Genomic DNA, 14,810 nt, shown 5'->3' with positions numbered 1-14,810 from the left:
GGCTTGCCACGCGAATGAACCTCTCCTGACAATCCAGCCTTGCGTTCGAGACGCTGAGAAATGTCAGCCTGCGACCAGCAATTGGTTCCGTCCTGCTCGCTTCGCGCCATAGAGCGCGACGTCGGCGGCGTTGACGAGGGCACTACCCGATGGCGCGCTTCCTCCCGACTTGAAGCTGGCTTCCGCCACTCCGATGCTCACGGTGACGCGGCCGTTAATGCCTTCCGGATGGCGGATGGCCTTCTCGCGGACGATGGCCATGCATCGACGGGCCGCGGCCGCAGCGTCCTCACGGCCGAAACCCTCGAAAATAATAGCGAATTCCTCACCGCCATAACGCGATACGTGGCCACCGGCGTCCGCCGCCTCGCTGAGGGAGACGGCAACGGGGCGGAGCGCCTCGTCGCCGGCCTGATGTCCGAGGCTGTCATTGTAGCTCTTGAAGCGATCGACATCGATCATCAGGATGGAAACGAGCCCGCACGCCATCTCCTGCCGTCCGATGGCCTCTGCCAGCGCTAGGTCGAAGCTGCGGCGGTTCGGCAATCCGGTGAGGGCGTCGAGACCTGAAAGGGCCTCCAGTCTGAGATTGGCCTCGCCCAGCTGCACGCGAAGCCGTTCGCTTTCGCTGAGCGCCCGGTGCAGTTCCTCCTCGGTGCGCTTCTGCTTGGAGATGTCCATGCTGACGGCGAGGAGACGCAGAGGGTGGCCATCCAGCGCCCGGTCGACGATCTTTCCCCGGCTGAAAATCCACCGCGGCGCGCCGTCTTTTGCCGTAACCCGGTAGACCGCCTCGAAGAATTCGGTTTCTTCGGCTTCCACCGCGCGGAGCGCCTCGATGACGACCGACCTGTCGTGCGGATCGACGATGTCCCATGGCACCGTGTTGTCGACGATCTCATGATCGTGGAAGCCGAGTACCGTCTTCCAGTGCCGCGACCGCCACACCCTGTCGGTGGTGAAATCCAGCTCCCAGATCCATTGTCCCGAGACATCCAGCGCGAACTCGGCCTGAGCGCCCGGCCGCACAAGCGGCTGCAAGATCATGAGCGGAAGCATATTCACCGATTTCGTCATCCACCGACCTGCCGCCTTCAAATCCAGCAAGAGTGTCGAGCATGTCACGCTGGCCAAGGGCGGGAAAGCGCAGTGTCGCCCCGCGGCGATTTATTATCGGCAGACGCCGTGCGGCAGCGTATCCTCACCGATGGAAATGAAGGCCGCTCTCTCCTTATCCGCCAGACGCGCACCTCGGCTTGATCGGTGGACTGCACCCCGTCCAGATTCGATGAGATAGACGTCCTCTGTGCGTCTTTAAGGCAGGGCATCGCCAGCAACGTCAGGGGGGAACCGACACAGGAGGCCATCCTGGAGAAGACAGTCCTCGGCTTAAACCTGAAGGCGATGTCCGCGGCGGGACTGCGATGGGCAGCGCTACCCACTCCTACCGAAGTCGATCGAAAGCCTCGGAAACCGCGCCGATACCGGTCTCGGTGGCGATGTTGTCGAACTGGTCGAGGGTCCCGAAGAAGGCCGGCTTGACCTTGCCAAGCTTGCTGGCGTCGACGACGAGCGTCCGGCGCACCGCGCGGCGCATGACGGCCTGCTTGATCGGCACCTCGTGAAAATTCGAGCAGCTGAGCCCGTGGTCGGCGTGAAGGCCGCCGGCTGAGATGAACGCGTGGTTGATGCCGAGCCGGTCGAGCGAGCGCAGCGCCTCCTCGCTGGAGAAGGTGCCGGAGGAGGGGTGGAAAAGCCCGCCCAGGAGGATCAGTCGGATGTTCGGCCGGGCGGCCAGAAGGTTGGCGACGTTCATCGCATAGCAGATCACCGTCAGCGTTCCCTGCCGCGGCAGGTGCGGCACAATGTGCGGCGTCGTGGTGCCACAGTCGATGAAGATCGTCTCGTCGGGCTCGACCAGGGATGCCGCGTGCTGCCCGGCGGCCGCCTTCGCCTCGGCATGCGCGTCGCTCTCCGCATCCAGACGGTAGCTCGGATTGCGATCGCCGCCCGCCGGCAGGATGTAGCCGCCGAGATAGGTGAAAATTTCGGGCGAAGTCGCGAGGTCGCGCCGGACCGTCATCTCCGACACGCCGAGAAGGCCTGCAGCCTCCCTTAGATGCAGTACGCCGGATGTCTTGAGGCCGCTCTCGAGGGCGGCAATGCGCTGGGGCTTCTTCATGGCGTCCCTTGGAATAACGTTGGGGGACGCTCGCGACATCCCCTTGACCCGTCAAGCCCTCTGTGGAACATTCCTCTCAACAAATGTGAGAAATCTCACAAGTTGCGGTCGCTGACCGCCAGTTGCAAGGGGGAGGATATGGCCATCGCCAGCCCGCACGCGTCGACAGAGCTTGCCAGCCTCATCGACCACACCATTCTGAAAGCCGATGCAAGCCGCGTGGAGGTTCGGCGCCACTGCGAGGAGGCGCTGGCCCACGGCTTCGCCTCGGTCTGCGTCAACGGCGTTCATGCCGGCTTTGTCGCCGGCCTGCTGGCCGGGAGCGCCGTCAAAACCTGCGTCGTCGTCGGCTTTCCGCTCGGCGCTGGTTCGGGCGAGGCGAAGGCCGCCGAGACCGCAATCGTGGTCGCCGCCGGTGCCGACGAGATCGACATGGTGGTCGACATCGGCGCCTTGCGCGAAGGCGATGCCGAGCGCGTCGCCGCCGACATCGCGGCCGTCCGCGCCGCCTGCCAGGGCAAGGTCCTGAAGGTAATTCTGGAAACCTGCCTGCTCGACGACGCGCAGAAGGAACTCGGCTGCCGCTTGTCAAAGCAAGCCGGCGCCGATTTCGTCAAGACATCGACCGGCTTCTCGACCGGCGGCGCCACCGTCGCCGACATCGCGCTGATGCGCCGGACCGTCGGCCCGGACATGGGCGTCAAGGCGTCCGGCGGTATCCGCACCGCCGAGATCGCGCGGGCCATGGTGGAGGCCGGGGCCACGCGGATCGGCGCGAGCGCCAGTGTCGCGATCGTCGGCGGCGCGCCGGCGTCGGCGTCCGGCTACTAGAGCGCCGTGCGTCCGGAGGGACGCACCAGGGACGTTCCATCTTGCTGGATCTCAAGCATCCTTCTTCGATTGGGTGGGGCCACCCCATCGCAGGCTGCTCCAGTGGCTGAGGCCGGGTCACGACATCCGGTCGAGAATTGCGGGGCGTCTCCGGGAGGGGGCGTCCTGCCTCCGCAGTGAGGCAGAGCGAGCAAAGTTCAACTGACGGCATCGGGCCGTTTTCGGGAGGAGAGAAGATGAAGAAGCTGTTCGCAACCATGGCCATCGGCCTGTCGCTGCTGGCGCTGCCCGCTGCGGCCGCCGGCGTGGTCGACACCAGCAAGGTCCGCACCGACATCACGACGGATGCCGCCGGCAAGAAGTTCACCATCGCCACGGTCGTCAAGGTCGACGGCATCGCCTGGTTCGACCGGATGCGCGCCGGCGTCGAGCAGTTCGCCTCCGACACCGGCCAGGACTCCTTCCAGGTCGGCCCGAGCCAGGCGGATGCCGCGGCGCAGGTCCAGATCGTCGAGAACCTCATCGCCCAGGGCGTCGATGCCATCTGCATCGTGCCGTTCTCGGTCGAAGCGGTCGAGCCGGTACTCGCCAAGGCCCGCGAGCGCGGCATCGTGGTGATCGCGCACGAGGCGTCCAACATCAAGAACGCCGACTACGTGCTCGAGGCCTTCGACAACAAAGCCTATGGCGCCAAGCTGATGGAAGTGCTCGGCAAGAGCATGGGCGGCGAGGGCCAGTACGTCACCACCGTCGGCAGCCTGACCTCGCAGTCGCAGAACGAGTGGATCGACGGCGCCGTCGCCTATCAGAAGGAGCACTTCCCGAAGATGGCCGAGGCGACCAAGCGCCTCGAGACCTATGACGACGCCAACACCGACTACACCCGCCTGTCGGAAGCGCTGACCACCTATCCCGAGATCAAGGGCATCCTTGGCGGGCCGATGCCGACCTCGGCGGGCGCGGGTCGCCTGATTGCTGAAAAGGGCTTGAAGGACAAGGTGTTCTTTGCCGGAACCGGCCTGCCGTCCGTCGCCGGCCAGTACCTGCAGGAAGGCGACATCCAGTACATCCAGTTCTGGGACCCGGCAGTCGCCGGCTATGCCATGAACACGCTGGCGGTCATGGCCCTCACCGGCAAGAAGGACGAGATCAAGGCCGGTCTGAACCTCGGCCTCACCGGCTACGACAAGCTGATCACGCCGGAAGGCGGCGCTGCCAACCTCCTCTACGGCCAGGGCTGGGTCGGCGTCACCAGCGCCAACATGGGCGATTACGACTTCTAGTCGGCATGGAACCGACGGCGGCGGGCCAAGGCCTGCTGCCGTCGGCTCACCTGACGCCGCCTGCAGGGCACTCCCCTCCGGCGCCCCTTTTTCTTCGGCGAGGCCTTGGCCCGCCCGATATCGAACGGCGATTCATGGCCGATCCCCTGATCGAACTCAGCTCCGTCACCAAGCGGTTTCCCGGCATGAAGGCGCTCGATGCGATCGACTTCGCGATCGCGCCGGCCGAGATCTGCTGCCTTGCCGGTGAGAACGGCTCGGGCAAGTCGACCCTTATCAAGATCATCTCCGGCATCTACCAGCCGGACGAGGGCGAGATCCGCATCGACGGCGCCGCCATGCCGGCGCTGACGCCGCGCGATGCGATCGCCCACGGCGTCCAGGTGATCTACCAGGATTTCTCGCTGTTCCCAAACCTGACGGTCGCCGAGAACCTGTCGCTGAACAAGCTGCTGAGCGACGACCGCAAGCTCGCCAACCGCGGCGAGATGCGCCGGCTCGGCCGTCAGGCGCTCGATCGACTCGGCGTCGACATCGACCTCGAGGCAGAGGTCGGCAGCCTGTCGACCGCCGACCGGCAGATCGTCGCCATCGCCCGGGCGCTGATGTCGGACGTGCGCCTCCTCATCATGGACGAGCCGACGACGGCGCTGACCGGGCGCGAGGTCGACCGGCTGTTCGCCATCGTCCGCGAGATCCAGGCGAAAGGCATCGCCATCCTCTTCGTCAGCCACAAGATGACCGAGATGCTGGAGATTTCCGAGCGCATCGTTGTGTTCCGTAACGGCGCCAAGGTGGCGGAGGGGCCGACGTCCGAGTTCGACGAGGCGAAGATCACCCGCGCGATGACTGGCCAGGACATCGGCCAAGAGCGTTATGTCTGGACGTATGCGGGCAAGGCGCCGCGCCTCGACATCAAGGGTCTCGGCGTCGACGGCCTGGTCGAGGACGTCGACCTGTCGCTTGGCGCCGGCGAGATCGTCGGGCTCTGCGGCTTGCTCGGCTCTGGCCGCACGGAACTGGCGCTGGCGCTGTTCGGCATGCGGCCGGACCATCGGGGGACCATCCGCATCGACGGCACGCCGCTGACGCTCGGCAGCGTCCAGGACGCCGTCGCCGCCGGCATCGCCTACGTGCCCGAGGACCGACTGTCCGAAGGCCTGTTCATGAGCCAGTCGATCGCCCGCAACATCGTCGCCAGCGTCATCGACGGCACCACCCGCGGCGCCTTCGTGGACCGCGAGCGGGTGGCCGGCATGGCGACCGACACGGTCGCGGCCATGCGCATCGCGACGCCTGACGTCGAGAAGCACGTCGGCCAGCTGTCGGGCGGCAACCAGCAGCGCGTCGTCATCGGCCGCTGGCTGCTGACCGGTCCGAAGGTGCTGATCCTCAACGGCCCGACGGTGGGCGTCGACGTCGGCTCGAAGGCGGAGATCCACCGCCGGATCCGCGAGCTCGCCGTCGCCAACGGCCTCGCCGTGCTGATGATCTCGGACGACGTTCCCGAGCTGCTGCAGAACTGCAACCGCATCCTCGTCATGCACCGCGGCCGCATGGTCGAGGAGATCGATCCCGCCGAAGTCGTCGAAGCCGACGTCCACGGCAAGCTGAAGAGCCTGCGCTGATGCTCGCCTCCCTGTTCCGCCGCTCCGAAACCGTCATCGTGTTGATCCTCGTCGCGGGGATGATCGTCATCGGGCTGATCAACCCGGCCTTCTGGTCGCTCGACAACCTGTTCAGCCTGGTGCGCGCCAACGTCATCATCGGCATCATGGCGCTGAGCGTCCTGATGGTGATGATTTCCGGCGGCATCGACGTGTCCTTCCCGGCCTTCGCCGCCGCCGCGATGTACCTCACGGTCATCGCGATGAACCATTTCGGCTACCAGGGCGTCGTCCTGCCGCTGGTCGGCGCGACGGTGATCGGCCTCGTCTGCGGGCTGATGAACGCCTTCTTCATCCACACTTTCAGGATGATCCCGCTGATCGTCACGCTCGGCACCGCCTCGGTGGTGCGCGGCCTGCTGCTCGGCCTCGTCGGCACCAGCATCATCAACATCGACCGCATGCCGAAATCGCTGATCGCCTTCGGCCGCACCACGGTCGAGGTCGGCGGTAGCGCGCTGACGGCGATGGTCTTCGTCTATCTCGGCCTCGCCGTCGCGGTCTGGCTGTTCCTGACGCGCACGATGGCGGGGCGGGGCATCTATGCCTATGGCGGCGATCCCGAGTCCGCCAAGCGCGTCGGCTTCAACACGAGGCGCATCGTCTACCTCGTCTACGGCCTTGCCGGTGCGCTGGCGGGGTTTGCCGGCCTGCTGCATGCCTCGATGATCTGGCTCGCCAACCCGCGCGACTTCGTCGGCTTCGAGCTCGACGTCATCGCTGCCGTGGTGCTCGGCGGCGCCTCGATCTTCGGCGGACGCGGCTCGGTGCTGGGCACGCTGCTCGGCGTCTTCATGCTGGTGCTGATCAAGAACAGCCTGATCATCATGCGCGTCGACAATACCTGGCAAGGCGTCGTCGTCGGCGGCGTGATCGTGTTCGCCACCGCGCTGACGGCCTGGCGCGACCGCAAGAAGCTGGCGTGAGGAGACGGCGATGAAACAGAGCTTCGACTTCCGCCGCTTCGCCAACCGCGACAACAACATCCTGCAGCTCCTGATCATCACCGCGGTGATCTTTGCCGTGATGTCGTTTCTCGAGCCGACGAAGTTCCTGCGCTACTACAATTTCGAGTCCATCAGCTTCGTCTTCCCCGAGCTGGGGATCCTCGCCATCGCCATGATGCTGGCGATGCTCACCGGCGGCATCGACCTGTCGGTGATCGGCATCGCCAACCTTTCGGGCATCCTCGCCGGCGTGTTCTTCGCCCGCTTCACCGCCGATTCCACCGGCATGCCGGAGCTGCTGCGCGTCGGGCTCGGCGTCCTCCTGGCGCTGTCGGTCGGCGTTCTCGCCGGCCTCCTCAACGGCCTTCTCATCGCCAAGGCGAAGATCACGCCGATCCTCGCGACGCTCGGCACCGGGCAGATCTTCACCGGCTTCTGCGTCGTCCTCACCGGCGGTCCGGCGATCACCGGCTTTCCGGCCTATTGGGGCGCGATTGGCAACGGCAAGATCCTGGGGCTCGCAGCGCCCCTGGTGCTGTTCCTGCTGGTCGCCGTCGTCATCACCGTCATCCTCACCCGCACGCCTTTCGGGCTCAACCTGATGCTGATCGGCACGAATGCCCGCGCCGCCGTGTTCGCGGGCCTCAAGAAGGATCGGATGATCCTCTATTCCTACATGACCACCGGCGCGCTCGCCTCGATCGCCGGCATCATGCTCTCAGGCCGCACCAATGCGGCGAAATCCGATTACGGCACCTCCTACCTCCTGCAGGCGGTGCTGATCGCCGTCCTCGGCGGCACCAATCCCGCCGGCGGGCGCGGCACCGTCGCCGGCGTCTCGATCGCCGTCGTCGCGCTGATGCTGCTCGCCTCGGGCTTCCAGATGATGCGCTTTTCCAACCACCTGATCGACTTCATCTGGGGCGGCTTCCTGCTCCTCGTCATCGCGATCAACGCCTTCCGGAACCACAGCCGATGAAGGTGCATCTCCGCCCCGCCGCCTTCGACGAGGTCGAACGCCTGGCGGTCGAGCACGCCGGCCTGTCGGCCAGCCTCTTTCGCTACCCGACCGGTGTCGAGGCCGTCCGGCTGTCGAACGGCCGCGGCCATCTCGTGGTGCTGCCTTATCTCGGGCAGATGATCTGGCAGGCGGCGTTCGACGGCGTCGACCTGACGATGAAGAGCATTTTCAAGGCACCCCGGCGCGTGGCGACCATCGCCGAGACCTATGGCTGCTTCGCCTTCCATTCCGGCCTCCTGCGCAACGGCGTGCCGGGCCCGGACGACAGCCATCCTGCGCATGGCGAGATGCCCTGCGCGGCGATGGACTCCGCCGGCATCGAGGCCGGCGAGGACGCCGAGGGGCCGTTCCTGCGGCTGTTCGGCGACTATGAATACGCGATGGGGTTCGGCGCGCACTATGCGGCGCGGCCCTCGGTGACGCTGCGGTCCGGCGGGACCTTCGACATGGCGATGACGGTGGAGAACCTCTCGGCCGCGCCGATGGACCTCATGTACATGGCACACGTGAACTTCGCCTATTGCGAGGACGCCGAGATCCTGCAGCAGGCGCCGTCCACCCCGGAGCATGTCCGCGTGCGCACCGCCGTGCCGCGGCACGTGACGCCGGATCCGGCCTATCTCGCCTTCATCGACGCGCTGGCGGCCGATCCTGCCGAAAGCCGGGTGATGAACCAGACCGGGCGATATTTTCCCGAGCAGGTCTTCTACCTCGAAGGTCTCGCCACCGACGGCCAAGGGTTTACCCGTGCGATGCTGCGGCGGCCCGCGGGCGACAGTTTCTGGCTTCGCCACCGTCCGGCGGAGTTCGGCAAGACGGTACGCTGGATCCTCGCCAGTCCCGACCAGTCGGTCTGCGCCTTCGCGCTGCCCTCGACCTGCGAGCCCGAGGGCTATACGGCGGAGAAGGCCAAGGGCAATGTCCGGCAACTGCCGGGCGGCGCGACGGCGGCGTTCAGCGTCCGCATGGGCCATCTCGATGCCGCCGAAACCGATGCCGAGATGCAGCTCTCTCTCCGCTATTGAAGGAACGACCATGTCCTCGAAAATCGCCGTCGTCGGCTCCAACATGATGGACCTCGTCACCTATGTGACGCGCATGCCGCTGCCGGGCGAAACGCTGGAGGCGCCGAGCTTCGAGATGGGCCATGGCGGCAAGGGCGCCAACCAGGCGATCGCCGTTGCGCGGCTCGGCTCGTCGGTCGCGATGGTCTCGAAGGTCGGCGACGATGATTTCGCCGAGGCGACGCTGCGCAACTTCGCCGCCAACGGCGTCGACGCCACCCACGTCACCCGCGCCGAGGGCGTCTCGTCGGGCGTCGCGCCGATCTGCGTCGACGCCACCGGCGAGAACTCGATCCTCATCGTCAAGGGCGCCAACGACCGGCTGCTGCCGGCCGACGTCGATGCCGCCGCCGGGGTTCTGGGCGGCTGCGATCTGATCCTGATGCAGATGGAAGTGCCGGTCGCCACCGTCTACCACACCATCGCCTGGGCCAAGGCGAACGGTATCCGTACGGTCCTGAACCCCGCACCCGCCGCCGCCGATCTCGACATTGCCGGGATTGCCGACGTCAGCTTCCTCGTGCCGAACGAGACCGAGCTCGCCATCCTCTCCGGCCTGCCGGTGACCTCGGATGACGAGGCGGAAACCGCCGCGCGCAGCCTGATCGACAAGGGCATCGGTACGGTGATCGTCACCATGGGCGGCCGCGGCGCGCTGCTGGTCGAGGCCGGCGGCACGAGGCGGATCGCCCCGGTCAGCGTCACCCCGGTCGACACGACGGGCGCTGGCGACGCCTTCATCGGCGCCTTCGCGCATTTCCATGCCGGCGGCGAGCCGGTCTTCGAGGCGCTGGGGCTCGCCGCACAGTATGCCGCGCACTCCATCACCCGCCGCGGCACGCAGAAATCCTATGCCACCGCCGCCGAGTTCGAGGCCTGGCGCGCACAGCGCTAGCGCTCGTCGGGACCAGGCTGGCGGCAGGTCCGTAACGCGCGATCCACGCCGCCGGTCGATCAGGAACCCTCGGCAGTCGCGGCCGTCAGTGGATGCGCAGCCCGTCCGCCAGCGCCGTGATCAGCGCGGCGACCTTGGGGCTGAGCTGCCGGCTCTGCGGCCAGACGAGGTAGAGCGGAAGGCCGGCCGTCGCGTGCTCGGGCAGCAGCTCGACGAGCTCGCCGCGCTCCAGTTCGCGCTCGATCAGCCAGGTCGCGAGCTGCGCGACGCCGAGGCCGGCCTTGACCGCCTCGACCTGCGCCTCCGCGCTGCCGAGCACCATGCGCGCATCCATGCAGCGCTCCTCGATGGTGTCGGGGCCAAACCCGAAGCGCCAGCTCATCGTGCTGCCATTGCCCTTGCCGTAGACGATGCAGTCGACCTCCGCGAGCGCCTCGACCGTTGCGGGAGTGCCGTGCCGTTCGAGATAGGCGGGTGCCGCGCAGAGGATCAGCTTCTCTGTGCCGAGGAGACGGCGTCCGAGGCCGCTCGTCCACTGGTCCGAGGCGGTGATCCGGATGGCGATGTCGACGCCCTCTTCGACGAGATCGACGAATCGGTCGGTGAAGTTCACCTCGGGGCGCAGCCCGGGGTTCATTTCGGCGAAGGCCAGCAGCACCGGCATCACCCGCATGCGGCCGAAAGCGGCTGGCACGTTGATCTTAACGCGCCCGACCGCCTCCGTGCGCTGCGCCGCCAGCACCGCCTCGGCATCCTCCAGTTCAGCCAGGACCCTGACGCAGGTGGAGTAGAAGGCCGCGCCGGCGTCGGTGAGCTGCAGGCGGCGCGTCGTGCGCTCGAACAGGCGGCTGCCGAGCCGCGCCTCGAGCCGGGCCACGCTCTTGCTGATGGCGGAATTGGTCAGATGAAGTCGTTCGGCGGCGGCGGTGAAACTCCCGCAGTCGGCCGTCACCACGAAGGCCTCGATGCCCTTCAGTCGCTCGGATGGAATCATGCTCTCGTCTTATTAGAGAATTTCTGTCCGCGCAAACCGGAATTAATGCCGCTCGACGCGAATTCCTGTCGCGCCTAAACCCTGTGCTTCACCAAAAGGAGTGCTGCCATGTCAGCGTTGACGCAGGAATTGCCGGCGGCGTCGCCGGCCAGGACGAGAACCACGGGGCACGGGCTTGCCGTGACATTACTGGCGATATCCGCCTTCGTGATCGTCACCACCGAATTCATCATCATCGGGTTGCTGCCGGCCCTGGCGCGGGACCTTGGCCTGTCGATCTCGGCCGCTGGCCTTCTGGTGACGCTGTTCGCCTTCACCGTGATGCTCTGCGGCCCGATCCTCACGGCGCTGCTGGCGCATATCGAGCGAAAGCGGCTGTTCGTTGCCATCCTGCTGCTGTTCGCCGTGTCCAATGCCCTTGCTGCCGCCGCGCCTGATGTCTGGGTGCTGGGACTCGGCCGCTTCCTGCCGGCGCTGGCACTGCCGGTGTTCTGGGGAACCGCCAGCGAGACGGCCGGCGACCTCGCCGGACCGGACAAGGCCGGCAAGGCGGTGGCGAACGTCTATCTCGGCATTTCCGGCGCGATGGTGCTCGGCATTCCGCTGGGAACACTCGCTTCCGATGTGCTGGGCTGGCGCGGCACCTTCTGGGGCCTTGCCGGGCTGTCGCTCGTGATGGCGCTGGCGCTGATGCAGGTCATGCCGAGCCTTGCCCGTCCCGCCCGCCTGCGCCTTGCCGAGCAGGCGCGGATCCTGAAGGACCCGGCCTTCCTCGCCAATGCGCTGCTTTCGGTCGTGGTCTTCACCGCCATGTTCACCGGCTACACCTATCTTGCCGACACGCTGGAGCAGATCGCCGGGATCCCGTCCGGCCAGGTCGGCTGGTGGCTGATGGGCTTTGGCCTCGTCGGTCTCTTCGGCAACTGGCTCGGCGGTCGCTACGTCCTGCAGGGGCCGTTGCGGGTGACGTTCCTTGCCGTGCTGGTGCTGGCGGCGGGAATGGCGCTGACCGTGCCGCTTGCGGGCCAGCTGCCCTGGCTGTGCCTGGCGCTGGTCGCCTGGGGCATCGCCAACACCGCGCTCTATCCGATCAGCCAGGTGCGCGTCATGCAGTCGGCGAGCCACGCCCAGGCCCTCGCGGGAACGCTGAACGTCTCGATGGCCAATGCCGGCATCGGCCTCGGCGCGATCTTCGGCGGCCTGGTCATCGAGCATGCCGGTCTCGAGTTCGTCGGCTATGCCGCCGCGGCCATCGCCCTTCTCGCTTTGCTGCTGGTGCCCGTCGTCGGCTGGATTTCCCGCCCGGTCGGGCCCGTGGAAGCCGGTCGCTAAACCCGCGCAGCCCATGAACGGCCCGCCGCCGACCGGCGGCGAGCCCCGCATCCAACGAAGCCCCGCGGCCCCGATGCCGCGGGTGTTGAGACCTTCCAGCCCTTCAGCCGTTGGCGGAGGGAGTCCGCGGCGCACACCGCCGCCTTCCCGTCGTCAGCCGAGATCAGGAAACCCGCTATGTCCACCCCCACCAATTACGCCGACCGCGACGCGGCGATTGCGATCAACAGCTACACCACCGTCCTGCGTCGGCCGAGCGTGCCGCACGAGATCTTCGCGACCTATTGGCGGGACGTGCACGGGCCGCTGTGCTCCCGCATCCCGGGGCTCGGCTGGTACGTGCAGAACCATTTCGACCGCGAGCAGGACGCCCATCTCTGGCCGGAGATCGAGGGGATCAAGCCGTTCGACGACTATGTCCTCGACGGCGGTGTCGAGATCGGCTTCGCCTCTGCCGAGGACCAGGCAGAGTTCAACGAGGCCTGTCCGATCCTTTTCGCCGACGAGCAGAACATGTTTGCCGCGACCGTCGCCTATGCCTTGCCAAAGGGCTCGCAGACGCTGCTCGACCGGGTCGCCGACCCGATCCCGAATGCCGACGACGGCCTCGACCGCCTGCACGTGCACTTCGGCGCCCGCAACGACGACGCCAAGGCCTTCGGTGCCTACATGGCGCGGCTGGCCGAAACGCTGGCCTCGGACGCGTCGATGCTGAAGGTCCGGTTGCATCTGCCGGAGCGCTACGACAATGCCGAACCCGCGCCCCCGGCCCCGAACGTTGATCATCTCGTGCCGCCCGAGCGCGCCCTCGTCGCGATCCTCGAACTGGCTTTCGAGACACCGATGACGCGTCGCCAGTTCTATGCGTCCGAGGCGTTCAAGCGGACGGTCGAGGGCCAGAAGGCCGAGATCGCGCGGGCTTCGGCTTTTGCCGTCAGCGGGGTCTACACCTATGTCCGCGACAAGGCGCTGACGGTCGCCGGTCTCCGGGGAAGCCGTCCGGCCCAGTTGATCGAACGGCTCGGCGCGACCAACCAAGTGGAGGACGATGTCCGCCGGCTGCTGCTCGACGGGCATCTCTGACGCAATCTCCGGCCGCGGGAATCCGCCCCGGCGCCCTTCGGCGGTCCGGGTGGCGGAGACGCGCCGGCGGGCGTGCCGATGGGCTGCGCCGGTTCAGAGCTCGGCGACCACCTCGGACACCATCTGGCGCAGCCAGGCATGGCCGGCATCCCGGTCATAGGAGGCGTGCCAGAGCGCGGAAACCTCGATGTCCGACAGGTCGATCGGCGGCGGGCTGAGGCTGAGGCCGAGCTCGGCCGAGAAAATCTGGGCGATGCGGGTGTGCATGGTCACCACCACGGCCGACCGCGCGACCATGTAGGGAACGGCGAGAAAGCGCGGCGAGATCAGCACGACGGTGCGCTTCAGGCCGAGGCCGTCCAGCGCGTCGTCGACCACCCCGCGTCCGCCGAGGCCATGCCGGAGGCTGGTCAGGATGTGCGGCAGCCGCACGTAGTCCTCGAGCGAGATCTGGCCGGAAATGCCGGTGAGCTCCGCGTTGAACATGCATTGGTAGGTTTCCGAGAAGAGCCGGCGCCGCTTGTGGTGCGTCTGTCCTTCCGAGAAATCGCCATAGCCGATGGCGAGGTCCATCCGGTCGGTGTCGAGATCCTGCAGCAGGCGCGACGTGTCGATGCTGTGCAGCCTGAGGTGCACCCGCGGCGCCACCCGCCGGAGGCGGGCGAGGAGCGCCGGGATGATCAGGATCTCAAGGCTGTCGGGAAGGCCCACCCGGAAGGTCCGCCGCGCGGTGCCGGGGTCGAAGTCCCGGCCGCGCGCCATCAGCGCCTGGACCTGTGCGAGGGCATCGCGCACCGGCTCCAGCAGCGCCTGGCCGCGCGGCGTGGGCTGCATCCCGTCCGGGCCGCGGGTCAGCAACTCGTCGCGGAAGAGGTCGCGCAGCCGGGCGAGGTTGTGGCTCATCGCCGACTGGCCGAGCCCGACGCGCGCCGCCGCGCGGGTAACGCTCCGCTCGGTCAGCAGGGCCTCGAGGTGGACGAGTAGATTGAGATCCAGGCGTGATAAATTGATGCCGTCGGTGGCCAACATGAATCCAATCAGTTTGATCGATAGTCTGGGATCTAGCATAGTCCTGGTCACGGGGCGACGGCATCGCCCTGTTGTTCCAGACCAAAGGATTTCTCCCATGTCGATCCGCAGCCTTCTCCTCGTCGCAAGCCTCACCTTCTCCGGCCTCCCCCTTGCCGGCGTCGCTTATGCCGACGGCATCAAGCCGGTGCAGGCGGTGAACATCGACCTCGGGGGCGTTGCGGGTAATGCCTACTACACCGTCGAACGCGACGGATTTCGTGTCGTGACCACGCTCTCCCAAGGTGATGCAGCGACACCGATCCGGATGGTGGCGGTTCTCGCTTCCGGCCAGAGCCTCATGCTCTCGGCCGCCAACGAGGCCGGCCTCGAGCCCGTCGAGGTCGAGATCGCCCGCGAGGCCGACGTCTTGCTGGTTCGCAAGGCGGCGCTCGCCTACTGATCCGCCACGCAACGACATTTCGGGCCCGGCGACCGGTTTC

14 protein-coding genes are annotated in these 14,810 nt (G+C 67.0%); 10 read left to right on the top strand and 4 right to left on the bottom strand.

From position 1 onward, the window contains the following. Window positions 1-63: 63 nt before the first annotated feature. Entirely contained in the window at window positions 64-1,077 is a 1,014-nt protein-coding gene (locus ACZL02_RS13195; protein ID WP_472940059.1) for a diguanylate cyclase, read from the bottom strand. 367 nt (window positions 1,078-1,444) lie between these two features. After that, window positions 1,445-2,182 (bottom strand): DeoR family transcriptional regulator, encoded by a 738-nt coding sequence (locus tag ACZL02_RS13190; protein ID WP_472940058.1) that lies wholly within the window; start codon window positions 2,180-2,182, stop codon window positions 1,445-1,447. A gap of 138 nt (window positions 2,183-2,320) precedes the next feature. Here ACZL02_RS13190 and deoC point away from each other — a divergent pair, with 138 nt between their 5' ends. The 7 genes from deoC (at window position 2,321) to rbsK (ending at window position 9,890) form a co-directional block, all read left to right on the top strand. Further along, the gene (gene deoC / locus ACZL02_RS13185; RefSeq protein WP_472940057.1) at window positions 2,321-3,013 is read left to right on the top strand and encodes a deoxyribose-phosphate aldolase; all 693 of its coding nucleotides are present in this window, start codon (window positions 2,321-2,323) and stop codon (window positions 3,011-3,013) included. Between the two features lie 236 nt (window positions 3,014-3,249). Further along, window positions 3,250-4,296 (top strand): autoinducer 2 ABC transporter substrate-binding protein, encoded by a 1,047-nt coding sequence (locus tag ACZL02_RS13180; protein WP_472935617.1) that lies wholly within the window; start codon window positions 3,250-3,252, stop codon window positions 4,294-4,296. A 134-nt stretch (window positions 4,297-4,430) separates the two neighbouring features. Beyond that, a complete protein-coding gene (locus ACZL02_RS13175) occupies window positions 4,431-5,924 on the top strand; it encodes a sugar ABC transporter ATP-binding protein (RefSeq protein ID WP_472940056.1) in 1,494 nt (497 codons plus the stop codon). Continuing rightward, the gene (locus ACZL02_RS13170) at window positions 5,924-6,889 is read left to right on the top strand and encodes an ABC transporter permease (RefSeq protein WP_472940055.1); all 966 of its coding nucleotides are present in this window, start codon (window positions 5,924-5,926) and stop codon (window positions 6,887-6,889) included. The genes ACZL02_RS13175 and ACZL02_RS13170 overlap by 1 nt, the downstream gene beginning before the upstream one ends. A gap of 10 nt (window positions 6,890-6,899) precedes the next feature. Then, the gene (locus ACZL02_RS13165; protein ID WP_472940054.1) at window positions 6,900-7,889 is read left to right on the top strand and encodes an ABC transporter permease; all 990 of its coding nucleotides are present in this window, start codon (window positions 6,900-6,902) and stop codon (window positions 7,887-7,889) included. Then, window positions 7,886-8,956 carry a DUF4432 family protein gene (locus ACZL02_RS13160; protein WP_472940053.1) on the top strand — a complete coding sequence of 357 codons (1,071 nt, stop codon included), beginning with the start codon at window positions 7,886-7,888 and terminating at the stop codon, window positions 8,954-8,956. The genes ACZL02_RS13165 and ACZL02_RS13160 overlap by 4 nt, the downstream gene beginning before the upstream one ends. Before the next feature lie 10 nt (window positions 8,957-8,966). After that, window positions 8,967-9,890 carry a ribokinase gene (gene rbsK / locus ACZL02_RS13155; protein WP_472940052.1) on the top strand — a complete coding sequence of 308 codons (924 nt, stop codon included), beginning with the start codon at window positions 8,967-8,969 and terminating at the stop codon, window positions 9,888-9,890. An 85-nt stretch (window positions 9,891-9,975) separates the two neighbouring features. Here rbsK and ACZL02_RS13150 read toward each other — a convergent pair whose 3' ends face one another. After that, window positions 9,976-10,884, bottom strand: a complete 909-nt coding sequence (locus ACZL02_RS13150; RefSeq protein WP_472940051.1) for a LysR family transcriptional regulator — start codon at window positions 10,882-10,884, stop codon at window positions 9,976-9,978. 108 nt (window positions 10,885-10,992) lie between these two features. Between ACZL02_RS13150 and ACZL02_RS13145 the strand changes: the two genes are divergently transcribed. Both ACZL02_RS13145 and ACZL02_RS13140 read left to right on the top strand, forming a co-directional pair. Next, complete coding sequence (locus ACZL02_RS13145) at window positions 10,993-12,216, top strand: MFS transporter (protein WP_472940050.1); 1,224 nt, start codon at window positions 10,993-10,995, stop codon at window positions 12,214-12,216. Between the two features lie 177 nt (window positions 12,217-12,393). Next, window positions 12,394-13,299 (top strand): EthD domain-containing protein, encoded by a 906-nt coding sequence (locus ACZL02_RS13140; protein WP_472940049.1) that lies wholly within the window; start codon window positions 12,394-12,396, stop codon window positions 13,297-13,299. Between the two features lie 93 nt (window positions 13,300-13,392). On the opposite strand, the gene ACZL02_RS13135 is transcribed toward ACZL02_RS13140, so the two are convergent. After that, window positions 13,393-14,328: a LysR family transcriptional regulator gene (locus ACZL02_RS13135; RefSeq protein ID WP_472940048.1), complete on the bottom strand. Its 936-nt coding sequence runs from the start codon at window positions 14,326-14,328 to the stop codon at window positions 13,393-13,395. Window positions 14,329-14,425: 97 nt separating this feature from the next. Here ACZL02_RS13135 and ACZL02_RS13130 point away from each other — a divergent pair, with 97 nt between their 5' ends. Beyond that, window positions 14,426-14,770, top strand: a complete 345-nt coding sequence (locus ACZL02_RS13130) for a hypothetical protein (protein WP_472940047.1) — start codon at window positions 14,426-14,428, stop codon at window positions 14,768-14,770. Window positions 14,771-14,810: the final 40 nt, after the last annotated feature.

This window comes from Mesocryomonas fontinalis (genome assembly GCF_055730125.2).
This window is presented reverse-complemented; position numbering and strand designations above follow the sequence as displayed.